Consider the following 24,852-nt stretch of genomic DNA (forward strand, 5'->3'; position numbering starts at 1 on the left):
TGCTCGCATTGAATAGTCTGGCTTGCTTATGTCCACCAACAAGTTTCTGATCACAGTTAGCCATCTCACCGGTACCTCTATCGGCTCTGACAGTATACCAATGGTCTGGTCAATAAATGATTCGTCAACAGTATACTCAGCTGATGCCTACCTAACGTATGGCTGTGCCTTAACAACAGATAAAATTGATCGGGCCGCTTTTTTGTCGATTATACAGTCTCAGCTATACGGTGAATACGTTGTGATTGATATTGAAACTGACCTTCTTCCTCATTTTTTATTATTACTAAAAAAAGACTGGCTGGAAGAATATTCTTTAATTGATAAGGAAAATATCGATACTGCCCTGTCGAAGGTAGTCGACACATGGTTAAGTTCAACAAGTCTTGTACGGCTTAGGCACAAGGTATTTGTTGCTTACTACCTGGAGGAGACGTTTAAGCAGGTATCTGTTCAATCGCATTTCTTAGACCTTATATTCAGGTTACTTACTACCATTTACATAGAACCAAACACCAGATCGAAAATCAGATTCAAAGAAGATGATATCGATGATATACTTCGTGTTGGAGATGCAATCATCGCTGACCTCCATAGCCCAATTCCAACTATTTCACAAATGGCCTTGATGGCACATATGAGTGTTAGTAAATTCAAAAAACTATTTCAAGAAACGTTCAAGAAAAGTCCACACCAATATATTCAAGATCATAAAATGGCATATGCTAAAGAACTGTTAAAATCCGGGGAGTATAATTTTACCCAAATAGCGTATAAAATTGGCTATAATCATACCTCTGGTTTTTCTCGATTGTATAAAAAGGCGCACGGTAAAGATTAATGAAGTGTCTAAATTATTTGATATAATTTTTTACCGTGGTCATTATCTTCGCTTTATTAAAATACTTATGTCTTTTTTTGTTCACGAACTTTATTTCAGTCAGGATATCACCTGTTTTCGGATACAGTATCCGCCAAAAGAGACCGTGCAGTTCGCCACATTATTAGGGCAACATTCGGGCCGGTGGCAATTGAGATATATGATTAGAACATCTGAAGGTAATTCAGAAGGTACACGTACGTACGGTAGTAGCCCTGTATGGGTCAATCTACTCACCCCCGACGATCGACAAAACGACCGGGTCGTTCAGATTCCAGCCAACGAATCGCTCGACTTAGTGTCTGTTTATTTAGAACCATCCTGGGCTAGAGCGAATGTATTTGATAACCCCTCTTGTACTGAGAAAGTCTGTTTCTCAAGCGATCGACTAGCGAGTCCGTCGGAGCGAACTCAGATTTGTAATTTATTAAAAGAGGCAAATGCCTTTAATGAAGATAAATACGAAGACTGCTTTTGGCAGTTAATGCGAGTATTTAAGAAATATTGCATTGAGAGTGTACTTTGATAATTACAGCCCTCTTTTCAGAAAGCCATCGCGGTACAACATCTGTCACATCATGTCGTAGCACTCGCACCCCGATCATGGGGCTGTAGGATAAGGCCTGGCCAATGGGATGGTTGGGTTTAGCAACACACAAAACTTGCAAGTTTTTATAGTACTCGCTCTCAACCTGTTCAGGGATTTTACAGCCCAGCAACGAGTGCTTATACACTCGATTATAATGGCTTTCAATGTATTCAAAAATTTCTGTGCGGGCATCATCCACCCCCAAAAGCAGCCACCTCCTAATAGTTCTGCCTTTAGGCGGTTTCAAAACAATTCCGCAAAGACGTTGCCGTAAGGATCGTCGGGCTCCGTGGCGCGGCCCGGCTCATGCTGGGCCTGATACGCTGTGAACTAACCAACTTTTGCAGATTATTGGAAACGTAAGCTGCTGCCTGACCACTGTTAAGCATTTTAAGGACTTCGGCTTTGAAATCGGCCGGTTCCCCAGTTCGATCGTGCTTACGCCGTGTTTTGAGGCTTTTTTTAGTTGTATGGCCTTGATAAGTCAGCCAAAGTCTGTGTCCCAATAAACCCTACCATTTCACAACAGATCGATTACTTGTATGTCTATGGTAAATAAACGGCAATGATAAAGTTGTCATCAAACGCACTATATATACATAAATAGATAATAGTGAAACCTAACATACCCTTATATGTACATCAAATGGCTCTCCTATACCGATAAGTAAACAAGTTGCTGACTAGCAATATGATAAAGCCCCATACCCTCAAAAATGGCACTACATTCGCGGGTAATTTGTTATGTATATTTGAGAATAGAAATTGCGTCCTCTATTTCTAATACATTGAACCGCATTACAGTAGCATTTATGTCAGAACAACAAAAAGCTCGCATAATATCATTTGATCCGCAAAAACAGATTGGTCGCCTGTGGACTGCTGAATCAAACGGGGCATATGTGGTATTCGCAATTAAGACAGGAAACGCAAGGTTTGCGGCTAACGATGAGGTTACTTTGCCGACAGGACTCAGTGTTGGGCAGAGAGTTACGGTAAAGCGTAAGGGTAGTAACTTACATATAGCTAGCCAACTCAGAAAGATTCTGTCATCAGGTGATACACAGATTAAGATTATAGATTTTGCGCACGAGAAAAAGGGAGAGGCTGGAGAGATTGAAAGAACCCTTTTAGGGGGAATTTCAAATTTCACCATAGCATCTAGACTTAAAAGACGCATCGTAAGGCGACCATCTAGTGGATACCGAAAGCTTCTTCTTAAATTAAGTAATACGGAAAAGACAGGGCATCTGGCTCAGGAAAAAGATGGAACTGAGGCAATCCCCCACTTCGGAGACATTTGGAACTCGATTGCAAAAAATATTTTCTCAGAAAAGCGCGATTTTCTTGAATGGTTGCTTACCCCAAACGAATCTTTACAACAGGAAAAACCCATATCCTTACTAGTGGAGGGAGGGGATCTTGATTTGTTAAAGCAGTTATTGGGACGATTTGAACACGGCATTATGGCCTAATATTTAATAATGCACGTATTCAGAATCTCTAGTAAAAAATACATTCGTGACTTATCGGGAAAAGGAGCAGAACTGAACGGAGGGCGGTGGAACAGTGTGGGCGTCCCCGTCCTATATACAGGGTCAAATCCCTCTGTATGCGTGCTAGAATACTTGGCTCATCTAAAGAATGCTGAGCCCAAGAAGAACCACTACGGTAAAGCAGTTATTGAGGTGCCTGACGGTTCAGTCAAGGAGGTTAATATAGTGGACCTGCCCGATGATTGGCAATTGGACAGTGCAAGTGCGACTCTCTCTAAAATAACAAATGATTGGATTGCAGAGAATCTCTATCTATGCCTGAAAGTGCCTTCCGTAGCTTCGCCGGGAGATTGGAATTATTTGATCAACCCTAAGCATAAATTATTCAAAAAGGTGAAGAGAATCGGAAGACCGATCGACTACAGCTTTGATGAGAGAATACACCGAAAGTTCGAGAAGAAAACGCTCGAAGAGTTGCTTAATGAGGCACAAGCAGAATTGGCTAGACTACGTAAAAGTCCAACCAAAGAGCATAAGACTCCTTAACGTAATCTTACTGATACGACGAAGCTACCTCGCTCTACGAGTATTCCGGCACTAAGTAGGCCAGTCTGAACTGAAGGCTTGGTGTACAGCGGCTCCGAGTCTTCGCTTGAAAAACTGACCAAAACCAGTATTTACGAACTGTATTTCGCGCCAGACCCGTCTGTAGTTGCCAGCAGTCGACCACCTATATGGCTCGGGGCACCACCTACATAACAGCTAGCGCATAAGTACTCGCCTCCATGGCCCGGCCCGGTCACGACTAATGATCTCCACACCGGGGTAACTATCCAGCCATTTTCTGAGCGTTTGCCTCTCCTGATCCGGCAATAAATCAATTACACTTGTGGCTCCATATTCACTAGGATGGTGCTGTAGGTTTTGCCTTTTCGAAAGGCCCAGTCGTCGACGCCCAACATGTGGGGCGCAGCAATCACACCCGGCGCCTGTTGACGCACCCGTCTCAGTAACGTCGTGCCACTGACGAAGAGGCCAAAGAGCCGATCCATTCCACTACCCAATCGCCCGTCCAAATTCAACCCGATCTGTCGTAGCAGTTGCTGACACTGATCAAACTAGCGCCCATAGGGTTTCTGATGGCTGAATCGATAGGTAAAGATGCCTCGCTGGCAGTCGGGATTATTGCAAAAAACCTAGCGGAGAGTCATAAGCGGAGAACATGTCATAAAACTACTCGCTTTCACCAAAAGTGTCGAAGAACCAGTTGTCGGAGTACACGTTAATCTCCTGTAACGGCCGCCGCGTAACATACCGTCAATGATACAGGGTAAAACAAGAATTGAACAGCCTAAACCATCAAATAAGTCAGACAGTGTAGTACTTACTTATATTTTATAATCGACCCTTGTAAAAGGTATTGTCGTTGCTTATCTTAGGGGTCTTCGCGCAATAAAATCAATTACGCCCCCTAACGGGCACCCGATCTATGCGTAACAATTTATAATCTACTCATTATGAGAAGGTTATCGCAATGGTATTGAGCCTTCAAGGAGGCTCTATAGTTGAATAAAGGCTAATTCGTTTCAGAGCAATTCCGCTCACTATGAACGAGTTAGCCTTTTTTCGTTACTACACGTTTCGGGAAAGAGTGAAGTACCGTCAACTAAAACCGTCAACCCACCCGTCAACCGGATGACAATTCAACGTAACTTGGTCCTGATCAAACCAGCGAACGTTTAATGAAAGCCGTACAAAGCGGAGCCGTCAGGTTTCTACTGAAGGACCCTCGGGCTACCCGTCCGACGCTCATCTCCCTTTTTTAACGCTACAGTAACCAGCGGTTCGTGTATTCAACCGGCCAGCTTGTCGAGCCCTTCCAGTGGAAAACGGCCGATCAAAGGGCCTATACAAACCAGAAGAATAAGGTAGTACGAGCTGAGCATGAAACGATCAACGCGAACCTGGACCGCTACCGCGCTGCACTTGTTCGGGTTGTAACACGCCTTCAGATGGCCGCTGTCCCGATCGATAATACCGTCATCAAAGAGCACCTTGATCGTGAACTCGATAAGGTGAAAGCCAGGCCGGCAGAGGCCGTACCTGTTCAGGAAACGTTTACCGCTTACATTGTCAGGTTCGTCGAGGAGGCCCGCGTCGAAAAGCGGCTAACGCACAAAAGTTTGCAGTATACCGACTACACCCTGGCCGGGTATATGAAACTGGTCCTGCAACAGATAAAAGGGGGAGATCGGAAAGCGTTTTCAGTATTGGTGAAGCAATACCAGGGGCTGGTCTTTCATGTTGTCCAGCGAATCGTGACGACGCCCGAAGACGTCGAAGATATTAGCCAGGAAGTGTTCATCAAGGTCTACAGGCAACTGAATACCTTTGCCTTTGAGTCCAAACTAGCCACCTGGATTGCCCGTATCGCTTATTTGACGGCGATCGATTACCTGAGAAAATTTCCGTCTAATTCTACCGACTGCGCCCAGCCTGTTGATCAGCTACAGTTTACGCATGACACCCCCGAGCAGCTATTAATTCAATCCGACGTTTCGTCGTACGTCCAGAAATTAATTGACACCTTGCCCGAATCTTACCGGGTGGTGCTGACTTTGTATCACCTGGAAGAGTTTTCGCACGCCGAGATTGAACAGATTACCGGTATGCCTGTTGGTACCATCAAAAGCTACTTGTTCCGCGCCCGTAAGTTGTTGAAAGACCGACTGGCGATTAGCCTTAAAGAAGACTCATGAAAAGCCACTTCACTGATCAGCAAATTCAGCAGATGCTGGAGGCGGGATTACCATTGGCCGATACCAACCCGGTAGCTGATGCCAATGAAGTTCGCCTATACCAGCGGGTATTTGATGAAATTAAACAACCACTGCCCATCCAGGCCACGCCCGACTTTTCGGATCAAGTTATGAGCCGACTTGACGTTCATCGACCGGCTCCAGCTGATGTCGCAGGGGTGTATAGCTGGTTGATATTGAGGGGAGTTTTGTGCCTACTGATCGGCACCGTTTTACTACTTCCTTTTGATGGAGAAACCACCGATCTGCTAAACGGCCTTCTGTCGATAAAGCCATTCAAGGGAATACTCCTTTTCAGCTTGTTCAGTCTGTTAGTGTTTCAGTTTTTAGATTGGAAACTAGTTCGTGAGCCTTCTTTACCGACAATCCAATAGCAGGACACGCCCCTAGGGCGTGTCGCTGTTAAGGTCAGGGCAGCAGTTGCCTGAGCTTGTCGTCCAGCGCTTTTCCGTGCAGCCCCCGGGCAATAATGATGCCTTTCTCGTCCAGCAGAAAGTTATCCGGAATTCCATTGATGCCGTACGTTAAGGCGACTACATTCTTGGCACCCCGCAGATCGGTCACGTTCTCCCAGGGTGTTTTGCCCATCTCAATCGCCTTGAGCCACGCCGCTTTGTTGTTGTCCAGGGATACCGCTACCACCGTAAAACCCTGGTCTTTGTACCGGCCATAAATCTCTTTGAGGACAGGTGTCTCCTCCAGGCAGGGGCCACACCAACTGGCCCAAAAATCAACCAGAGTGTACTTACCTTTCGCCTCAGATAGTTTGACTAGGCGTCCTGCCGGATTCGGCTGCTCAAAATCCAGGAACTGGTCACCGATGTTTCCTCCCCTATAGACTGCCAGGTACTGCTTCACTTCCTGGCCAAGCTGGCTGGCTTTCATTGCTGCGCTGAGGTGATCGTACAACGGCTGAACCATAGCTACTCCCCAAGAGGTGGCGTAGGTGTTCAGCAGTTCCGTAGCAAACAAGGAGCCGGGATGCGCTTTGATCCAGTCAGTATCGATTTGCGTGTTCCTTTGCGCCAGTTGCTGGCGTTGAGTCAATAGCTCTTTGCGGAGGACAGGGTCCTTAATCGTTTGTCGGTACCGGTCGAGGCTATCGATAAGGTGATCGATGGGCTTGTGCAAGGCGGCTAGTCGCTTGGACTCATCCTGCGTAGCTGAACCACTAATGCGTCCTTGCTTGAAACCACCAGCTTGCAAGCTCAGGCTGAGGTGGGTGTTCTCCAGCCAGAAGCTGACATAATTGGTAAAGCCCCGGGTATGCAGCAGCACCCGTTTCGCTGGCTCAGCTAGCCGACCACTCATGGTAAATTGCCCGCTGAAGACCTGACAGGAATCAAATGGTTCATTCGTACGCAGGTAGAGCCAGGTACTGTCAGGCAGCCCCATCACGGTACCTTTAATTGTATACCCCTGCTGGGCCTGAGTGGGGCTACAGGTCGTGAATAGCAACAAGGTGGTGGCAAGCAAACTAGTGAAAGAAGTCATAAATAGGCGTTGTTTTGGGCAAATGTAGGTGCCTCTTTCGCGTTAGTACCGACGTATTCGACCAGCCCCCTGGTAATTTCGACTAAGGGCGTCGGGACGGGTTTCGTCTAAAAAAAAGGGAGGTTAGTCGAAACGTGGGAAGGCTAAGCGGGTGACCTGATCGGAAATGCCTACTTTTCGGCATGGATACTGGCTACCGGCTACTAAGCCGCCCTTACCTTAAACTGGAATGTCTCTTCCTGCTTTTTCTCTGCTTTGGCCTGTCGCTCATCAGTGATCTGGAGTACAGCACCTATGAGGAGCATGACGTCAGGAAGTTTACCGAAAGTCTGGGCTACCGGGTAGTAACCGACTTTTTAAGACTCCTTCCTTACGGGCTATACTACTGGGGCTTCTTGAAGCGCTACGTTTTTCAGCGTAATCTGGTGGGCATACTGCTCGCCACGCTTGGGTTCGTGGTGGTCTATCATGTCTTCAATCAATACGTTATCAACTGGGCCGTCGCCGAGGCCGACTTTGTCGCCGATGACCTGCAGCGGCGGGCCCTGCGTAGTTTGAAGCGGCCTATAATTGGCTTCCCCATCAATTACCTGTTGATCGCGGCGATCATTCCACTGCTGGGCCTGGCTTTTCTGGTGCGGTCCTTAACGCAGGCGGCTCAACTCAAAGCCTTAACCGAGCAGCAACTAGTAGCCGAACTCGGCTACCTTAAAGCCCAGATCCAGCCGCATTTTTTCTTTAACACCCTGAATAACATTTACGCCCTGGCCCTGAAACAATCCGCCGACACGGCACCCATGATAGCCCGACTAGGAGAAATGATGCGGTATGTGCTCTACCAAACCACGCAGCGCACCGTTCCCCTTCAGGGAGAGGTTAACTTTTTGGGCGGCTTTATCGAACTGGCCCGGATTCGGTATCCGCCCACTAGTCAGATTCATTTCGAGGTGCAAGGCATTCGCCCCACATACCAAATAGAGCCCCTACTGCTGTTACCCTTTGTAGAGAATGCCTTTAAGCATGGCCTGGAAGAGGAAGTTGAGCATGGTTTCGTGCACGTGGTGCTTTGCCAGACGGAAAATGAATTGGTCCTGGTCGTTCAGAATAGTAAATCGGTGTCCCCAAAAATAGGAAGTAGCCGGGGGGTAGGTCTGGCTAACGTGCACAAGCGACTCGACCTGCTTTATCCTGGTCAATATCAACTCGACGTGCTGGACGAGTTAGCTACTTACCGAGTCACGCTGACTCTACAAACTGCATGATCCGCTGTCTGATTATAGACGATGAACCGCTGGCCCAGGACGTGCTAGAACACTTCATCAGTCGTACGCCGTCTCTGGAGCTGGTCCAAACCTGTAGCAGCGCCCTTGAAGCCTTTGAGGTGCTGCATCGTCAGCCAGTAGATTTACTGCTGCTTGACATCAAAATGCCGGGCATCAACGGCCTGGATTTTATTCGGTCCTTAAAGGCTGGGCCCGCCGTCATTTTTACGACTGCCTTCGCGGAACACGCGCTGGCCGGCTTTGAACTGGATGCGGTTGATTACCTGCTCAAACCGATTGCTTATGAGCGTTTTTGCCGAGCCATTGACAAGTTGTTGAAACTATATCCTCCCCCGCTAGCAGTGCTTAAAACCCACACCTACTTCAAAGTGGACGGCCAACTAGTAAAAGTAGCGCATACGGATTTGCTCTACGCCCAGTCGGTCAAGGACTACATTCTCCTGCACACGACCGGCGGGAAGCTGTTGACGCACATGACCATGAAATACCTGTGCGAGTTGCTGCCAGCTCCGCCTTTCCTGCGGGTGCACCGGTCGTATCTGGTCAACAGCTCGTTCGTCCAGCTCGCCGACAAGAGTCGTATCACCATTGGGCAAACGGCCATCCCTGTAGGGGAAAGCTACAGACACATCTTGAGCCAGCTAAGCTGATTGACGCTATTCTGTTGCTTACCTCGAACAGTTCTTTATCCAATTTACCCTGCCAGCGGTGTTTGAACGGATCCAGGACTAGAGTCGACCGGCAGAGGGGTGATTTAACGAGAAAAGCCGGGGTAAGTCCCAGCTTTTTAATTGTCCGTGTAACGCACTACACTATCAATTATTGAGCAGCTTCTTTTTCTGGGCATCATACTCACCCTGCGTGATTGCCCCCGCATCAAGTAGCTGTTTGAGCTTTAGCAGCTCGTCGGCCACCGATACTGGTTTAGCCGATTCCGCAGGTCTGGCGCCAACTCGTCGACTGTTCACAGCAATGATCTCCCCGGATTCGATAGCCGGCACAAGGTCAACGGCAAAATTGTAGCCGCTAAACGGATTAACGACCGCTACCGTCTTGTTCCCTGCGTTTTTGACCGACTGTACCTTGAAGTGTTTGACGATGGCCCACTGGCCGGTGTAACGACGGTCAAGAGATTGCTCGCGGGTACCTGCCAGCATGTTCAGGGGTTGAACAACGTATTTGAAATCCCCATAAGGCGTCGATCCCTTTCCCCAGTGCAGGGTATCTCCAGCGTTCACGGTGATTCCGTCCGGTAAAGTAACAGGCTCCTTGCTTTGCTTACCTGCAATTTGAGCTTGACTGTCACTACCCAATAGGCCTACTAAGCTCAGAGTCAATAAAATTTTATCCGTAATTGAGTCAGATTTTTTAGAACTGTTACAATCTTAATAAATCTATTTGAATAGTAGGTTAATTGTATTCGCTACTGGTTTTCTCTTTACTGCATAATCGACGTCGCCAGCTTGGGCCAATAAAAAAGGTCGGGGGAACCACCCACCCGACCCTGATGCACTCGCAACAACCGGTACGTTAGCGTTTGATCACTCGCTTAACTGTCTCTTCTAACTGGTCAATCCGTTTCTGCTGCTGCATCATATCCCTTTGCTGCTGACTCAACTCCTTCTTTTGCTGAAGTAAATACAGGGTCAGTTCCTCCACCTTCTCAAGCAACAGGGCATTCATCTTAGCCAGGTCAACGCCCTCTTTCACGACCTCCTCGGCCGATGGTATGCCAGGCAGATGACCCTTATCCCGCACGTAGCTCTCCACTGACTCCAAAGGCCGAAGCTGATAGGCGGGCGCAAAAACCTTATCGCTCCATTCGCTAGCCTTGTTAATACGCAGCTGGTAGCGAGCCTTAATGATATCTCCCTGATCGTTTACCGTTAGAAACTGATCCGTACTATGTGCGATTGGACTACGGGCCGTCAGATGGCTCAGGCGCAGACCGCTGGTATTGATCTCGGAACTGACTACTTCTAATCGTGTGGCAGGCGCTGAGGTGCCTATTCCCACATTAACGTTATTGCCTAGTACCAGCGCGTTACTGATGGCTACTTTGGCTCCCGATCCGATCGCTGTGGAGTTGTGCAGATTAGTAGCCAGCAGATCAGCATCAGGATCGTCCGCAGTGATCATAGATCCACTCTGCCCTTGTTCCGTGTTATAGCCGATGTACACGTTGTCATCAGCGTTGCCGCTGACTGGTCCGGCTCCATTCCCCACGAATGTATTATGGCTACCGGTAGCATTACCCCGGCCTGATGCCGTACCAACAAAGGTGTTTCCCTTACCAGTTGTGGTCGTATAGCCAGACCGATTGCCCACGAACGTATTGGAGTCAGCTACGGCATTATACCCCGCCTGGTAACCAAGGAAGGTGCTTTGTAGTCCCGTTTGATTAGTAAAACCAGCTTTGCTACCGACATACAGACTACCAGATACTTTATTGTTGATACCTGCAGAATCACCGATTGCCACGATGTTAGCACCTGTCAGATTATGCTTTAGCGCTTCCCCACCCAAGACAGCATTACTGTATCCTGTGGTAGTGGAAATCCCTGCCTGGTTACCGATGAGAGTATTGTTGAAGCCTGTCTTATTCTGAAAGCCAGCCCTATTGCCGTTAAATACATTGTTGTCACCCGTTGTGTTATTTAAACCAGCTGCCTGACCAGTAAATGTATTGTAACTCCCCGTAGTGTTAAAGAGACCTGCTTCTTTTCCGCTGAATACATTCCTCTCACCCGATATATTTTTACTGCCTGCCGAAGAGCCAATAAATACATTGCTGTTACCTATATCATTAGAAGTACCAGCCTGTTCGCCAATAAATACATTATAATTACCCGTCGTATTTCGTCGTCCTGCAGAAGGGCCAGTGAAGACGTTCTGGCGACCGGTGGTGTTGGCATAACCTGCGAGAAACCCCGTAAACACGTTTTCGGAGCCCGTTGTATTACTTCCCCCTGAGCCGCCGCCTGTAAATACATTTCCAGAGCCCGTTGTGTTAAGGTAACCCGCACTGAATCCATTGAAGACATTATTGGAACCTTCTGTATTGGAGGCACCAGCTTGCACACCACTGAACACGTTTGCACCTCCTGCAGTGTTTTGTTGTCCTGCAGTTGAACCCAAGAAGACATTTGCGGAGCCTATTGTGTTTCTCTGCCCTGCCAGAAAGCCAACATATGTGTTACTATTACCTGTTGTATTTCTGGAGCCTGCACTACTGCCTGCAAACACATTAGAACTACCCGTTGTATTATAGTTGCCTGCATTCGTGCCAACGAATATGTTCGAAGACCCTGTCGTTGAAGCGTTCCCCGCATTAGGACCTATTATTATATTGCTAATGCCTGGCGTATCTGAGTTAGCTGTATTAACCACGTAGTTAGTCTGTGCTAACAGTTGAGAGCAGCTTGTAATTGAAAGAAGAAAGATAATGAGAAGGTAGTTGTTTCGCATGAGCTAAAAAGATAAACTTCTATAGATTAACTGTAGCGTAAATATATAGTAAACACGTTACATCCACCTGGATAAAGTAGACTAGCAGTCGTTCTTCTAAAACCCATCCGCCTTGTGCCCGCTTATTAGTTGAAGTCAATACCAGGGAGACTCGTCAGTGGTATTTGGTAGCTTTCGAATGACTAGAACTCACTTATAATCAAGCTAAAATGACTTAGAATGAACGGACTAACCTTTTTTTCTTTGTAAGGCAAAATCAAAGCGCATACGAGGGAGTAAATTCACCCTTTGGTAGAACATAGCTCTATGAACACCCTTATCATCGGCGCTGGCCCGGCCGGACTGGCAGTAGCAGGCAGACTGGCTAAACTGAATCAACCGTTTACGTTGCTCGAAGCCACCGATAACGTAGGGGCAGCCTGGCGTAAGCACTACGATCGGCTTTGTTTGCATACGGTAAAAGAAGAATCAGCCTTACCACACCTCCCCTACCCGGCCAATTACCCCACCTATGTGTCGCGCGACCAACTAGTAACGTACCTGCAACAGTACATTGCTCATTTCGACATTAAACCGCTGTTCAATCAGTCCGTTCAAACGCTGGAACGTACCCAGGATGGCCGCTGGAGGGCCATCACAAACACCCAAACGTTCGAGTCTGATAAAGTAGTGGTATGTACTGGCTATAACCGGGTTCCCTTTCAGGCCAACGTACCTGGCCTCAATGGTTTTCGGGGCAAAGTGCTCCATAGCCGCGAGTACAAGACTGGAGAGGCCTTCACGGGGCAACGGGTGCTGGTTGTAGGTATGGGTAACACCGGGGCCGAACTCGCCCTCGATCTGCAGGAACAAGGCGCTTTCCCCACCATTTCGGTACGCGGGCCGGTCAACATTGCCAAGCGCGACACCTTTGGCCGACCTACCCAACCGTCGGCCATCAAAATGAGTAAGCTACCCAGTTGGCTCTACGATTTGGCTGCTCGTGTCTCGCAGAAGCTGACGATCGGCGACTTATCGAAATACGGGCTCATCACGCCACCTTATCCGTCATCGTACCAAATCCGGGTGTTGGGCAAAATTCCCGTCATCGATCTTGGCACCATCGATCAGATCAAAGCAGGCACTATTGCCGTACGTCCCGGTATTGCGCAGGTGAATCAGAACACCGTAACCTTCACCGACGGCCGCGAAGACCCGTTCGACGTTATTGTACTGGCTACGGGTTACCGCACTGGCCTTTCCGACATTTTAGCCCCCGATCTAAGCCGAAAAATACTAAACGAGAAAGGCTATCCCCGCGGCCTTTGGGATACAAACCCAGCCCTGCAAGGCCTTTATTTTCTGGGCTTTGCCCTGCCCCTAACAGGCATCCTCCGCGGCATCCGCCTCGATTCAGAGCGAATTGTAGAGGAGTTAGTACGTTCGTAACGCGGACTTCAGTCGGGGACGCCCAGTCCGCATTGTTTATCACACGAAAAATGCGGACTGGGCGTCCCCGACTGAAGTCCGCGTTACGAACGTACCCAACAAAGAAGCGTCGACCTCCAATCTGGAGATCGACGCTTTTTCAATCGTAAATCACAATTCGCATCGCAGCGGCGAACCGTTCGTAAATCCTAGTATCCGCCGCGGTACGTATATGTGCTCGCTACTTTTTCAATGGCAACCATGTAGGCCGCCAGGCGCATAGGCACTTTGTATTTTTGCGACGTTTCGAAGACGCGATCGAAGGCATCTTTCATCACGCGATCGGCGCGGCGGTTGATGCGGTCGAGTGTCCATTTGTAACCGATCCGGTTTTGTACCCACTCGAAATACGATACCGTTACACCACCGGCGTTGGCCAGAATGTCGGGCACCACCATAATGCCTTTGCTGTTGATGATCTCATCGGCCGAGGCAGACGTTGGGCCGTTGGCACCTTCTACGATCATGCGCGCCTGAATAGTATGCGCGTTTTCGTCGGTGATTACGTCTTCTTTAGCCGCCGGCACCAGCACGTCGACCGCCAGGGCTAGTAGCTCTTCATTGCTGATTTTCTCGGCACCCGTAAATCCTTCCAGCGTGCCTTTGTTGGCATTCCGGTAAGCCAGCGCAGCGGTGATGTCGATACCCCGGTCGTTGTAATAACCACCCGAAATATCGCTGATCGCGTTGACCGTTACACCCCGTTCATGCAGCAGTTCGGCCGCAAACGAGCCCACGTTGCCAAAACCCTGAATAGCCGCCGACGCCCGGTATGGGTTCATTCGCAGTTTATCCATCGCCGATAAAGCAGCTACGGTAACACCACGTCCGGTAGCTTCCGTACGCCCCAGTGAACCACCCAGAACAAGTGGCTTACCAGTCACTACCCCGTTGACAGTCATGCCCTTTGCTTTCGAATACTCGTCAACAATCCAGGCCATTTCGCGCGGACCAGTACCCATATCAGGGGCCGGAATGTCGCGGTCGGGGCCAAACACGTCGAGCATCTGTACGGTATAGGCCCGAATCAGTCGTTCAATCTCACCGGCTGACATTTCGCGTGGGTTACAGGCAATACCACCTTTGGCCCCACCATACGGAATGTCGACAACGGCGCATTTCCAGGTCATCCAGGCAGCCAGAGCGCGCACCTCATCGAGGTGAACATCCGGGTCGAGGCGAATTCCACCTTTCGATGGGCCAAGAATATTGGAGTGTATAACGCGGTATCCTTCAAAAACCCGGATGCTTCCATTATCCATTGTAACGGGTAAGCCCACAATTACTTGCCGGGCCGGTACCTTCAGAATGTCATACATCTCGTCGCTAATGCCCACCAGCCGGGCCGCTGCGTCGAAACGCGACATCATGGATTGAAGCGGATTTTCTTTGTCTTTAATTGGAGCTGGTTCAATATATCCCATCACTAGTTGATTTTAGTCTGTGCTGATTTCTGTGCTATAACGCAGAGAAGCAAGATGTTAATAAGCAAAATCGTGGCCAGAAGGTTCTTTTTTTCTTATTGTTTGTCTTGTACGCTCATACCTTTAGAAGCGCCGTAAACATACCAAATATGTACGAATCAGTAATAAAAGCCTATTTTATCTTTGATTCGTTTAATATAACCGCAGCGTATATTGTTCGCTATCTCTTGTCTTTGGCCGAATAGTTCTCTTGCAAATGAACTCAATTCAGAATATTGGTTTGCTCTTTGGTTAATAATCAATTGGGTAAGTTTTCTGAAAAAGTTTGAGCGGTCTTATGTTTTATTGAAAAGACGATAACAGCATTGTATTTTTGTTGTGGTATTCACCGGACAGTACCCAACATATAATACAACCCACAGATGGTTCAGGAAGAGAGAAAGCGTTATTCGGAAGAAGATTTGAAAGAGTTTCGGGAGCTGATCTCGCAGAAACTCGAGGCCACCCGTAGTGAATTAAACTACATTAAGGAAGCGCTTAGCAAACGGAACGACAGTGGTACCGACAACACATCGGGCAACTCAAAACCACTGGAAGATGGAGCCGATACCAGCGAACGCGAAAACCTTAGCCAACTGGCGGCGCGCCTGCAAAAATTCACCAACCAGCTCGAATCAGCAATGGTGCGCATCAAAAACGGTACCTATGGCGTTTGCATCGACTCGGGCAAACTGATTCCAAAGGAACGCCTTCGCGCCGTTCCGCATACGCAGCAAACCATCGAAGCCAAGCTTCGCCGGTCATAAATAAGGCTGTCTTCGACAGTAAAAACAGGTAGGCACTGATTTACCCGGCGTTACAGGTACGTTCCGGTTAAGTCAGTGCCTCTTTTTTGATAGAAAAACCCTTATTCCCGAAAACTGTAACTTTGTGCCTGTATGGGAATTCGCTCAACTTTAAGTAAACCGCTGGCCCAGTGGGTTCGGCAACGGCAACAGGCATGGCGCGAACAGCCCGGTGACGCGCAGCAACGCTGGTTTAGGCAACTGGTCGATCGTGCGGCGCAGACACAGTTTGGCCGCGATCATCATTTTGCCGACATACGTACCCAGGCCGATTTCCGGCAGGCCGTGCCCATACGGGATTATGAAGCCCTGAAACCCTACATCGAGCGTGTTACCCATGGCGAACTCGATATTCTGTGGCCCGGTAAACCGGCGTATTTCGCCAAAACGTCAGGAACGACCTCAGGAACAAAATACATTCCGCTGACAAAGGAGTCGCTACCCAACCATATTAACTCCGCCCGCGATGCGCTGCTTTGTTACGTCGATGAAACCGGTAATTCGGCTTTTCTGGATAAGAAACTGATCTTTTTGTCGGGCAGCCCGGAGCTGAGCGAGAAAGCGGGCATTCATACCGGACGGCTGTCGGGCATTGTGAATCACCACATTCCGGCCTACCTGCGCTCGAACCAGATGCCGAGCTACGAGACGAACACAATCGAGGATTGGGAAACCAAACTCGACCGAATTATCGACGAAACGCTGACTGAAGATATGTCGCTGATTTCGGGGATTCCGCCCTGGGTGCAGATGTACTTCGACCGTATTCAGGCGCGAACGGGCAAGGCTATCAAAGACGTATTTCCCAATTTCTCGGTGTTTGTCTACGGCGGCGTGAATTTCGCTCCCTACCGCGACCGGCTCTTCGAGAGCATCGGCAAGCGCATTCATAGCATCGAAACGTACCCAGCCTCAGAGGGATTCATCGCCTATCAGGATTCGCAAACCGCCGAGGGACTACTACTTTTGGCTGATAGCGGCATCTATTTCGAGTTCATCCCCGCCGACCAGTATTTCGCCGAGAACCCACCCCGCCTGAGCATCGAAGAGGTTGAGCTGGGGGTCAATTACGCTGTGATCATCAACAACAACGCGGGCTTGTGGGGCTATTCGCTGGGCGACACCGTGAAGTTCGTCAGCCGCAATCCTCACCGGATTGTGGTGACAGGGCGCATCAAGCACTTCATCTCGGCCTTTGGCGAGCACGTTATTGGTGAGGAAGTCGAGAAAGCCCTACAATTCGCCATGCAGGAGCAGCCCGAAACAGAGGTCGTTGAATTTACGGTTGCCCCAATGGTCAGCCCGTCAGAAGGGCTACCATATCACGAGTGGCTCATCGAATTTGGCCAGCCGCCACGCGACACAACCCGTTTCATACAGGATCTGGATTCGCAATTAGCCAAGCTGAATGTGTATTACGAAGACCTCATCAGCGGCGCTATTCTGCAACCGTTGAAGCTAACAGCCCTGCCACGCGGTGCCTTTCAACAGTACATGAAAAGCCAGGGAAAGCTCGGCGGACAGAACAAGGTCCCCCGCCTCAGCAACGACCGCACCCTCGCCGACGGGCTTTTGCAGGTAATGCGTTAGCTTTGAGTTATGGAAGCGCAGCCACCGCAACATCTATGACAACGCAGCAAATCGACTCTACTTTTATTCTGACAACGCTGAGTAAGCTCAAACAGCGCCTGCAGGCCGAGTTTGCCGTTTGTCAGATTGAATTATACGGCAGTTTCGCCCGTAATGAGCAATCACCGGCAAGCGATATCGATCTGATTAACGAAAAGGTGATGAACCCATTTGTGAAGTACGCCATGCAAAAATGTTCAGTAGTAGAACCTGATCTACATCTGTACTATTCTGAAATGCATCGAAAAGATAACGATCTATATCAAAGGCTTTTCTGAAGCAGACGAGTTTGTTTGGGCAAACGATCAACTTAATTATAACGCCACCTAGAGTTTGCTTCTCGTTATTGGCGAAGAAACAAAGAAAATTGACAGAACGATTAAAGCTCCTCACGTTACTGTACCCTGGCGGCAAATGGCCGGTATGCGTGATTTTTTAGCACACGATTACAGGGGTGTTAATGCTAAACCGGTTTTCAATACCAGTAAGCGTGAACTCCTGCCGCTTAAATCCATTCTCCTACCCATGCTAGATGAGGTTGATTACGAACCTGCTGCGCTCAAGGCGGCGCTCGATTCCCCTCATTATAGTCATATTCAATGTTTGTGTTACCGACTAAATGACGAATCCGAATCCTAAACGCCGTATTGCCATTCTGGGCTCTACGGGCTCTATTGGCACTCAGGCCATTGAGGTAATACTGGCCCACCCCGATCAGTTCGAGGTAGAAGTGCTCACCGCCAACCATAATGCCGACCTGCTCATTGAGCAAGCCCGTCAGGTACGTCCCAACGTGGTGGTCATCTGCGACGAATCGCGCTACGATACCGTTTTTTCGGCCCTCGATCCGCTCGATATTAAAGTATACGCAGGCTTGAATTCCATTGCCGAAGTAGTGCAGATGGATACCGTCGATATGGTGCTGACAGCTATGGTGGGTTATGCCGGCCTGCTACCGACCATCAAGGCCATTGAAGCGGGCAAGCCCATTGCCTTGGCCAATAAAGAAACGCTGGTGGTCGCGGGCGAACTCATTACCCGCATGGCCGCCGAACGGGGCGTAAACATCTACCCCGTCGATTCCGAGCATTCGGCCATTTTCCAGTGCCTCGTCGGCGAGTTTCATAATCCCATTGAGAAGATCATACTGACAGCGTCGGGTGGACCTTTCCGGGGGCGAGACCGAACGTACCTAGAAACGGTGACCCGCGCGCAGGCGCTGAAACACCCCAACTGGACAATGGGCGCAAAGATCACTATCGACTCGGCCACGCTGATGAACAAGGGGCTGGAGGTAATCGAAGCTAAATGGCTGTTCAACCTGCGTCCCGATCAGATCGAGGTAGTGGTGCATCCACAAAGCATTGTGCATTCGATGGTGCAGTTTGAAGATGGCAGCATTAAGGCGCAAATGGGCTTGCCTGACATGAAATTGCCGATTCAGTTTGCACTCGGTTACCCAAATCGGCTAAAATCAGATTTCCCACGTTTTAATTTTACCAATTATCCGTCGCTAACGTTTGAGCAACCCGATCTGGGTACGTTCCGAAACCTTCAACTGGCGTTCGATGCGTTGGACAAAGGCGGCAATATGCCTTGTATCATCAACGCAGCCAACGAGATAGCCGTTGACGCTTTCTTGAATGATCGGGTTAGCTTTCTCGGCATTTCCGATGTCATCGAGGCCGCTATGCAGCACGCTTCGTTTGTGGCAAATCCCACCTACGAAGACTATGTAGCCACCGATAAAGAAACCCGCCGGATTGCGACCGAAAAGATTGGTACTTTTGTTTAGAAAATAAAAAGTTGGCTGTGTTGACCAAGGTTCGTGTGTAGGGGCAACCCATCGTGGTCGCCCCTACACACGAACCTTGGTCAACATAATCGGCATCCGGTATTTAAAGTAATAGATGGAAACAGTAATCATGGTTGGTCAGCTGTTGCTGGCCCTTTCAATTTTAGTAGGCCTTCATGAGTTGGGGCACTTAGTAGCCGCCCGTATGTTTGGCATGCGCGTAGAGCAATATTTCATCGGCTTCCCACCCAAAGTTATCAGCTTCAAGAAAGGTGATACTGAGTATGGTCTTGGCGCTATTCCACTGGGTGGTTTCGTGAAAATTTCGGGCATGATCGATGAGTCGCTGGATACGGCCCAGATGAACCTGCCTCCACAACCATACGAGTTTCGCGCCAAACCAGCCTGGCAACGCCTGATTGTGATGTTGGGCGGTATCATCGTAAACATTATCACCGGTATTGCCATTTTCGTAGCGCTCATGTACAGCCTCGGCAGTACTTACATTGCTACCCAGGATGCAAAATACGGTATTGTGGCCCTTGAATACGGCAAGCAGATCGGCCTTAAAACCGGTGACCGTATCGTTGAGATCAACGGCAAGCCCTTTGATAACATCGCCGATGTGACTAGCCCCGATGTGTTGCTTGGCAACAACAGCTATTATACTGTTGAACGTGCCACTGCCACCGGAAGCATGGAACGAATCAGGATCGACGTACCTAATGACCTGGCCGAGAAGTTCTCAAGCAAAGAGACAGCCGGTCAGTTTATCGCCCCTATTTTCCCTTTCGATATTGCCGAGGTGCAACTGGGTTCAGAAGCCGAAAAAGCAGGCTTGAAAACCGGCGACCGAATTACCAGCGTCAACGGAAAGCCAACGGCGTTTTTCCACGAAGTGCAGGAAGGTGTGAAGGCCAACAAAGGCAAGGCTATTACATTAGGATTACAACGCGGTAATCAGGCGCTGACTATCCGCCCGGTTGTGTCGAATGAAGGAACGATCGGTTTCTTTCCGAACTCGTTGCTGAAAGAAACGCACGTTGATTACACCTTTGGGCAAGCCGTTTCAAAAGGAACCGAGCGGGCATTTGGTGTTATTTACGATAACATTCGCGGGTTCGCCAAAATATTCAAAGGCGAAGTATCTCCGTCGAAAGCAATCAGCGGCCCGGTTGGCATTGCCAAGATGTTTGGCGGTGTGTGGGACTGGACGCGCTTCTGGTCACTCGCCGGGTTGCTGTCTATGGCCCTTGCCTTCATGAACGCCTTGCCTATTCCAGCCCTGGATGGTGGTCATGCCTCTATGCTGCTTTACGAAATGGTATCGGGCCGTAAACCGTCTGATAAATTCGTGGAAGGCGCACAACGTGTAGGTATGGTGATTCTGTTAGGATTAATGGCATTCGCATTCCTGAATGACATCTTTTTCAAGTAAGACAATGAAGAGAGGAAAGGGAGAATGGAGGAAAGGAGGAAAGGGAACTGCGCAGGGTAAAAGCTTGAGAACGAAGCATCCTTTCTCCCTTTCCTCCATTCTCCCTCTCTTCCCCCTATTCCCCCTTCTCTTTTTCTCCTTCCATGTCCACGACTTCCATACTAGTCTGACTCAGATGGAGTTTGCCGCGAAGTCGCAGACGGTTGAGATTAGCATTCGGATGTTTACGGATGATCTGGAAACGGCTCTGACTAAAGAAAACGGGGGTAAGCCTATTCAGTTTGGTGGCCCGACCAAACCCGATCAGGTGCTTGAACGCTATGTACGGAAGCATTTTGTGATGGCTGATTCGCAACGAAAACCAAGACCATATACCTACATCGGCTATGAGCAAGAATCAGACGCTCACTGGGTGTATCTGGAAATGCCCGCTGCCGGAGCCGACACATTCAGGAATGTGGTGATCAAGCAGGATATATTAATGGACTTGTTCAGCGACCAGGTCAACTTAGTAAACATTCAATACAATCAGCAGAAGAAAACAGTGGTGTTCCGAAACAATCAACCGGTGCAGGCAGTATCGCTTTAGGGTAAAATCGGCTACCTTCATCCAATACAGCCACCGTTCGGACATAATCAAAGGTATATTCGTCTGGCACATTCCTTGCCCGACTTCCCTTTCTACCTCCTCGACGCGACACTGCACCACTCAATACGTTACTTACTGCCACTTTGGCAGAAACGCCTATGATTTTCCCCAATAATTTAGCTGCCGATCTATTTTTGGCAGATTCAGATTCAGACAGTATTGAAATGATTCCACTAGGCTCGCCCGACGATGACGACGTGGAATATGAAGTGCCCGAACATTTACCCATTCTACCCGTCCGCAACACCGTGTTGTTTCCGGGTATGGTTGTTCCCGTTACGGTAGGGCGTCAGAAATCAGTGCGTCTTGTCAAGAAAGCATATAAGGGAAGTCGGATCATTGGTGTGGTGGCTCAGAACAGTCAGCAGAAAGATGAACCTACGCCCGACGATTTGTATAACATCGGTACGGTAGCCTATATCATCAAGATGATTACGCTGCCCGATGGCAACATTACCATTATCATTCAGGGAAAGAAGCGTTTCGAGATTGAAAAGATAACCCAGGAAGATCCGTTTATGACGGCTACCGTGCGGCAAATCGACGACTCGTTTCCCAATGCGACCAAGAAAGAGGGGAAAGCGCTGTTGCAAACCCTGAAGGAAGCAGCCTACAAGATTCTTCGACTGAACCCCGAAATTCCACAGGAAGCCCGGATTGCTCTCGATAACATTGAGAGCCCCATGTTTCTGCTTCACTTTTTATCATCGAACATCAACGCTGATGTGGCTGATAAGCAGATGCTTCTGGAAAAACTGGAAGGTGTTCAGCAAGCTCAGCTGTTGCTAGAATACATGCTGAAAGAGGTGCAGTTGCTGGAGCTGAAACGCGAAATTCAGAGCAAAGCAACCCTCGATCTCGATCAGCAGCAGCGCGATTATTACCTGCGCCAGCAAATGAAAGTGCTTCAGGACGAGTTGGGCATGGATAATCCCGACCGCGACTTGGAGCAGTTGCGCATTAAAGCCAGCAAAAAACACTGGCCCAAAGCGGTGAAAGATCATTTCGATAAAGAAATGAGCAAACTGCAGCGTAGCAATCCCATGGCCCCGGAATACCCCATCACGATGAATTACATCGAATTGATGGTAGACCTGCCCTGGAATGAATTTTCGAAAGATAATTTCGACCTGAAACGGGCGCAGAAAATTCTCGACGGTGATCATTTCGGACTAGAGAAAGTAAAAGAACGTGTGCTGGAATACCTGGCAGTGCTGAAGCTGAAAAGCGAGCGGGCCACCGAAGGCATGAAAGCGCCCATTCTGTGTCTGTATGGTCCTCCAGGCGTGGGTAAAACCTCGCTGGGCCGGTCAATTGCCAAAGCATTGGGCCGTAAATACAGCCGGATGGCCCTCGGTGGCGTTCACGACGAAGCCGAGATTCGGGGTCACCGTAAAACGTATATCGGCGCCATGCCCGGCAAAATAATCCAGAATATCCGTAAATGCGGCACCTCGAATCCGGTGTTTATTCTGGACGAAATCGATAAGGTGAGCAGCGATTTTCGGGGCGACCCATCATCGGCACTTTTGGAAGTACTTGACCCTGAGCAGAATTCAACGTTCGTCGATAACTACCTCGACGTTGAGTTTGATCTGTCGAAGTGCTTGTTCATTGCCACCGCCAACTCACTCGACACCATTCACCCCGCCCTGCGCGACCGGATGGAGATCATCGACATTACGGGTTATACCGTAGAAGAGAAGGTGCAGATTGCCAAGAAGTACTTGATTCCAAAGCAACGCCGGGAACATGGTCTGAAGACCAAAGATCTGGCGTTCGACGATAAAGCGATCTTGCGCATTATCGAAGGCTATACCCGCGAATCGGGCGTGCGGAATCTGGAACAGAAGATTGGCGCGATGGTCCGAAAGGCAACGAAGTCGATCGCGATGGAAGAAAGCTACAATCAGACCGTCAAGCCCGCCGACGTACCCAAGCTGTTGGGTGCCGAAATCTTCGACAAAGATCTGTATTCCGACGACGACATTGCTGGCATTGTGACCGGCCTTGCCTGGACGCAGGTTGGCGGCGAAATTCTTTTGATCGAAAGCAGCCTCAGCCGGGGCAAAGGAGCGTTAACGCTCTCGGGCCAACTGGGCGATGTGATGAAAGAGTCGGCCATGACGGCGCTCTCCTACCTAAAAGCTCATGCCGACGAGATTGGCATCGATTACCGTATTTTCAGCCATTACGATCTTCACGTTCACGTACCTGCGGGTGCCGTGCCAAAGGACGGTCCATCGGCAGGTATCACGATGGTGACATCGATGGCATCGATTTTCACGCAACGCAAAATTCTTCCTTACCTGGCCATGACCGGCGAGGTAACCCTACGCGGTAAAGTGTTGCCCGTGGGTGGTATCAAGGAGAAGATTCTGGCGGCGAACCGGGCGGGCGTGAAAGAGATCATCATGTGCGTGAAAAACCGCAAAGACATCGAAGAAATCAATCCAGCCTACGTGAAGGATTTGACCTTCCATTATGTAGACACTGTTGGTCAGGTGCTCGACGTAGCCTTGCTACCTCAGCAGGTGAGCAAACCACTGAAGTTTATTCTGCCCGACGAAAAAGTAAGTGACGTAGTAACGTCGGTAGAGACAGTTGCCGAGAAAGTAGGCGCGCTGAATTGATTTAACGTAACGCGGACTTCAGTCGGGGAGGCCTAGTCCGCATTGTTCGTTTAGCAAACAATGCGGACTAGGCCTCCCCGACTGAAGTCCGCGTTACGTTTTTTTATGCCCAACTGCCCGCCACACAATACGTGCGTGGTTCAATAGGGTTGGCAATAGCCCGAAATGCCAGGTCAAAACTTTGAACCGGTCAATCAGCGATTGGCGGTGCTTTTGTTTGGAGAGGCCACCGACAAGGTATTTGCACAAGACAAACGGCACAAATTCGACACGCGTAGCCGCCTTCAGGCAGCGTATTTCCCAGTCCAGATCAGCGCTGAGGTTTATTACGGGATAATCAGGAGCGAGTTCACGCCGGGCTATAAACGACTGATGACTGACCTTCATGCCCAACGCCATATCCTGCCAGCGCAACCTATTTGGCAATGTATGTGGCGTTACCTCGCTCCGCAATCCAACGGATGAGCCATCTTCATTAACGAATAGCGCATCGCTGTAATACACATCGGCCGGACCATCAGGATGCCGGGAACGTACCTGACCGAGTAACCTCGCCAATGTCTGCGAATCATAGATTTCGTCGCCCGCGTTCATAAACCAGACGTAATCGCCGGTGGCCAGGTGCAGGCCTTTGTTCATGGCATCGTACAAACCCTTATCAGGCTCCGATTGCCAACGCGAGATACGGCTTTCATACTGCAGAACAATCGCCAGCGTACCATCCGTCGATGCACCGTCGACGACCATATATTCGTAATCAACGCCCAACACAGCACCCTCTTGCGCCACGATGCTCTTGATCGTCCGCTCTAAGAAGCGCTCGGCATTGTAGGTTATCGTAATGATGGAAATCATAGAATGTGTAGCACCGAAACGGTCCGCCGCTGCGGCTCCAGCTTCGGTAGTTGTAAACAGCTAATCACTTTACTACCGAAGCTGGAGC

General features: G+C 49.2%; 22 protein-coding genes. 16 read left to right on the forward strand and 6 right to left on the reverse strand.

The genetic code is table 11. The features are described from left to right. Positions 1-28: 28 nt before the first annotated feature. From ACAW87_RS23460 to ACAW87_RS23470, 3 genes are all read left to right on the forward strand, one after another. Positions 29-841 (forward strand): helix-turn-helix transcriptional regulator, encoded by an 813-nt coding sequence (locus tag ACAW87_RS23460; RefSeq protein WP_370726092.1) that lies wholly within the window; start codon positions 29-31, stop codon positions 839-841. Between the two features lie 1,344 nt (positions 842-2,185). After that, complete coding sequence (locus ACAW87_RS23465) at positions 2,186-2,944, forward strand: MbcA/ParS/Xre antitoxin family protein (RefSeq protein WP_370726093.1); 759 nt, start codon at positions 2,186-2,188, stop codon at positions 2,942-2,944. Between the two features lie 9 nt (positions 2,945-2,953). Further along, positions 2,954-3,511: an RES family NAD+ phosphorylase gene (locus ACAW87_RS23470; RefSeq protein ID WP_370726094.1), complete on the forward strand. Its 558-nt coding sequence runs from the start codon at positions 2,954-2,956 to the stop codon at positions 3,509-3,511. A 335-nt stretch (positions 3,512-3,846) separates the two neighbouring features. On the opposite strand, the gene ACAW87_RS23475 is transcribed toward ACAW87_RS23470, so the two are convergent. After that, a complete protein-coding gene (locus ACAW87_RS23475) occupies positions 3,847-4,017 on the reverse strand; it encodes a hypothetical protein (RefSeq protein WP_370726095.1) in 171 nt (56 codons plus the stop codon). A 795-nt stretch (positions 4,018-4,812) separates the two neighbouring features. On the opposite strand from ACAW87_RS23475, the gene ACAW87_RS23480 reads away from it, so the two are divergent. Further along, positions 4,813-5,724: an RNA polymerase sigma factor gene (locus ACAW87_RS23480; RefSeq protein WP_370726096.1), complete on the forward strand. Its 912-nt coding sequence runs from the start codon at positions 4,813-4,815 to the stop codon at positions 5,722-5,724. Then, positions 5,721-6,158: a hypothetical protein gene (locus tag ACAW87_RS23485; protein ID WP_370726097.1), complete on the forward strand. Its 438-nt coding sequence runs from the start codon at positions 5,721-5,723 to the stop codon at positions 6,156-6,158. The genes ACAW87_RS23480 and ACAW87_RS23485 overlap by 4 nt, the downstream gene beginning before the upstream one ends. 34 nt (positions 6,159-6,192) lie before the next feature. Here the strand turns inward: ACAW87_RS23485 and ACAW87_RS23490 are convergent, their stop codons facing one another. Beyond that, positions 6,193-7,278 carry a redoxin domain-containing protein gene (locus ACAW87_RS23490; RefSeq protein WP_370726098.1) on the reverse strand — a complete coding sequence of 362 codons (1,086 nt, stop codon included), beginning with the start codon at positions 7,276-7,278 and terminating at the stop codon, positions 6,193-6,195. A gap of 182 nt (positions 7,279-7,460) precedes the next feature. Between ACAW87_RS23490 and ACAW87_RS23495 the strand changes: the two genes are divergently transcribed. Both ACAW87_RS23495 and ACAW87_RS23500 read left to right on the forward strand, forming a co-directional pair. After that, positions 7,461-8,540: a sensor histidine kinase gene (locus ACAW87_RS23495; protein WP_370726099.1), complete on the forward strand. Its 1,080-nt coding sequence runs from the start codon at positions 7,461-7,463 to the stop codon at positions 8,538-8,540. Further along, complete coding sequence (locus ACAW87_RS23500; protein ID WP_370726100.1) at positions 8,537-9,211, forward strand: LytR/AlgR family response regulator transcription factor; 675 nt, start codon at positions 8,537-8,539, stop codon at positions 9,209-9,211. Before ACAW87_RS23495 ends, ACAW87_RS23500 begins: the two co-directional genes overlap by 4 nt. A gap of 165 nt (positions 9,212-9,376) precedes the next feature. Here ACAW87_RS23500 and ACAW87_RS23505 read toward each other — a convergent pair whose 3' ends face one another. Beyond that, positions 9,377-9,799, reverse strand: coding sequence for an SHOCT domain-containing protein (locus tag ACAW87_RS23505; protein ID WP_370726101.1), 423 nt, complete (start codon positions 9,797-9,799; stop codon positions 9,377-9,379). Positions 9,800-10,091: 292 nt separating this feature from the next. Further along, on the reverse strand, positions 10,092-11,642 hold the full coding sequence (locus ACAW87_RS23510) for a hypothetical protein (protein WP_370726102.1): 1,551 nt from the start codon (positions 11,640-11,642) through the stop codon (positions 10,092-10,094). 693 nt (positions 11,643-12,335) lie between these two features. On the opposite strand from ACAW87_RS23510, the gene ACAW87_RS23515 reads away from it, so the two are divergent. Beyond that, on the forward strand, positions 12,336-13,457 hold the full coding sequence (locus tag ACAW87_RS23515) for a flavin-containing monooxygenase (protein WP_370726103.1): 1,122 nt from the start codon (positions 12,336-12,338) through the stop codon (positions 13,455-13,457). A 188-nt stretch (positions 13,458-13,645) separates the two neighbouring features. Here the strand turns inward: ACAW87_RS23515 and ACAW87_RS23520 are convergent, their stop codons facing one another. After that, positions 13,646-14,920, reverse strand: coding sequence for a Glu/Leu/Phe/Val family dehydrogenase (locus tag ACAW87_RS23520; protein ID WP_370726104.1), 1,275 nt, complete (start codon positions 14,918-14,920; stop codon positions 13,646-13,648). A gap of 422 nt (positions 14,921-15,342) precedes the next feature. On the opposite strand from ACAW87_RS23520, the gene ACAW87_RS23525 reads away from it, so the two are divergent. From ACAW87_RS23525 to lon, 8 genes are all read left to right on the forward strand, one after another. Beyond that, complete coding sequence (locus ACAW87_RS23525; RefSeq protein WP_370726105.1) at positions 15,343-15,726, forward strand: TraR/DksA family transcriptional regulator; 384 nt, start codon at positions 15,343-15,345, stop codon at positions 15,724-15,726. A gap of 132 nt (positions 15,727-15,858) precedes the next feature. Next, positions 15,859-17,355: a GH3 auxin-responsive promoter family protein gene (locus ACAW87_RS23530; RefSeq protein ID WP_370726106.1), complete on the forward strand. Its 1,497-nt coding sequence runs from the start codon at positions 15,859-15,861 to the stop codon at positions 17,353-17,355. Between the two features lie 35 nt (positions 17,356-17,390). Continuing rightward, on the forward strand, positions 17,391-17,672 hold the full coding sequence (locus tag ACAW87_RS23535) for a nucleotidyltransferase family protein (protein WP_370726107.1): 282 nt from the start codon (positions 17,391-17,393) through the stop codon (positions 17,670-17,672). A 55-nt stretch (positions 17,673-17,727) separates the two neighbouring features. Continuing rightward, positions 17,728-18,033 carry a HepT-like ribonuclease domain-containing protein gene (locus ACAW87_RS23540; protein ID WP_370726108.1) on the forward strand — a complete coding sequence of 102 codons (306 nt, stop codon included), beginning with the start codon at positions 17,728-17,730 and terminating at the stop codon, positions 18,031-18,033. After that, complete coding sequence (locus ACAW87_RS23545) at positions 18,014-19,189, forward strand: 1-deoxy-D-xylulose-5-phosphate reductoisomerase (RefSeq protein ID WP_370726109.1); 1,176 nt, start codon at positions 18,014-18,016, stop codon at positions 19,187-19,189. Before ACAW87_RS23540 ends, ACAW87_RS23545 begins: the two co-directional genes overlap by 20 nt. A 115-nt stretch (positions 19,190-19,304) precedes the next feature. Then, positions 19,305-20,627: an RIP metalloprotease RseP gene (gene rseP, locus ACAW87_RS23550; RefSeq protein WP_370726110.1), complete on the forward strand. Its 1,323-nt coding sequence runs from the start codon at positions 19,305-19,307 to the stop codon at positions 20,625-20,627. 4 nt (positions 20,628-20,631) lie between these two features. Then, positions 20,632-21,216 carry a DUF6702 family protein gene (locus tag ACAW87_RS23555; protein WP_370726111.1) on the forward strand — a complete coding sequence of 195 codons (585 nt, stop codon included), beginning with the start codon at positions 20,632-20,634 and terminating at the stop codon, positions 21,214-21,216. A gap of 158 nt (positions 21,217-21,374) precedes the next feature. Then, complete coding sequence (gene lon, locus ACAW87_RS23560) at positions 21,375-23,909, forward strand: endopeptidase La (protein ID WP_370726112.1); 2,535 nt, start codon at positions 21,375-21,377, stop codon at positions 23,907-23,909. A gap of 93 nt (positions 23,910-24,002) precedes the next feature. Here the strand turns inward: lon and ACAW87_RS23565 are convergent, their stop codons facing one another. Next, positions 24,003-24,764 carry a glycosyltransferase family 2 protein gene (locus ACAW87_RS23565; protein ID WP_370726113.1) on the reverse strand — a complete coding sequence of 254 codons (762 nt, stop codon included), beginning with the start codon at positions 24,762-24,764 and terminating at the stop codon, positions 24,003-24,005. Positions 24,765-24,852: the final 88 nt, after the last annotated feature.

The sequence above is a fragment of the Fibrella aquatica genome, from assembly GCF_041321135.1.
Lineage (GTDB): Bacteria > Bacteroidota > Bacteroidia > Cytophagales > Spirosomataceae > Fibrella > Fibrella aquatica.

What these genes read in the sequence shown, in the direction of transcription:
- ACAW87_RS23460 (WP_370726092.1), top strand. Translation starts at nt 29, where the DNA reads ATGTCCACCAACAAGTTTCTGATCACAGTTAGCCATCTCACCGGTACC.
- ACAW87_RS23465 (WP_370726093.1), top strand. Translation starts at nt 2,186, where the DNA reads ATGGCACTACATTCGCGGGTAATTTGTTATGTATATTTGAGAATAGAA.
- ACAW87_RS23470 (WP_370726094.1), top strand. Translation starts at nt 2,954, where the DNA reads ATGCACGTATTCAGAATCTCTAGTAAAAAATACATTCGTGACTTATCG.
- ACAW87_RS23475 (WP_370726095.1), bottom strand. Translation starts at nt 4,017, where the DNA reads ATGGATCGGCTCTTTGGCCTCTTCGTCAGTGGCACGACGTTACTGAGA.
- ACAW87_RS23485 (WP_370726097.1), top strand. Translation starts at nt 5,721, where the DNA reads ATGAAAAGCCACTTCACTGATCAGCAAATTCAGCAGATGCTGGAGGCG.
- ACAW87_RS23490 (WP_370726098.1), bottom strand. Translation starts at nt 7,278, where the DNA reads ATGACTTCTTTCACTAGTTTGCTTGCCACCACCTTGTTGCTATTCACG.
- ACAW87_RS23495 (WP_370726099.1), top strand. Translation starts at nt 7,461, where the DNA reads ATGGATACTGGCTACCGGCTACTAAGCCGCCCTTACCTTAAACTGGAA.
- ACAW87_RS23500 (WP_370726100.1), top strand. Translation starts at nt 8,537, where the DNA reads ATGATCCGCTGTCTGATTATAGACGATGAACCGCTGGCCCAGGACGTG.
- ACAW87_RS23515 (WP_370726103.1), top strand. Translation starts at nt 12,336, where the DNA reads ATGAACACCCTTATCATCGGCGCTGGCCCGGCCGGACTGGCAGTAGCA.
- ACAW87_RS23520 (WP_370726104.1), bottom strand. Translation starts at nt 14,920, where the DNA reads ATGGGATATATTGAACCAGCTCCAATTAAAGACAAAGAAAATCCGCTT.
- ACAW87_RS23525 (WP_370726105.1), top strand. Translation starts at nt 15,343, where the DNA reads ATGGTTCAGGAAGAGAGAAAGCGTTATTCGGAAGAAGATTTGAAAGAG.
- ACAW87_RS23530 (WP_370726106.1), top strand. Translation starts at nt 15,859, where the DNA reads ATGGGAATTCGCTCAACTTTAAGTAAACCGCTGGCCCAGTGGGTTCGG.
- ACAW87_RS23535 (WP_370726107.1), top strand. Translation starts at nt 17,391, where the DNA reads ATGACAACGCAGCAAATCGACTCTACTTTTATTCTGACAACGCTGAGT.
- ACAW87_RS23545 (WP_370726109.1), top strand. Translation starts at nt 18,014, where the DNA reads ATGACGAATCCGAATCCTAAACGCCGTATTGCCATTCTGGGCTCTACG.
- rseP (WP_370726110.1), top strand. Translation starts at nt 19,305, where the DNA reads ATGGAAACAGTAATCATGGTTGGTCAGCTGTTGCTGGCCCTTTCAATT.
- ACAW87_RS23555 (WP_370726111.1), top strand. Translation starts at nt 20,632, where the DNA reads ATGAAGAGAGGAAAGGGAGAATGGAGGAAAGGAGGAAAGGGAACTGCG.
- lon (WP_370726112.1), top strand. Translation starts at nt 21,375, where the DNA reads ATGATTTTCCCCAATAATTTAGCTGCCGATCTATTTTTGGCAGATTCA.
- ACAW87_RS23565 (WP_370726113.1), bottom strand. Translation starts at nt 24,764, where the DNA reads ATGATTTCCATCATTACGATAACCTACAATGCCGAGCGCTTCTTAGAG.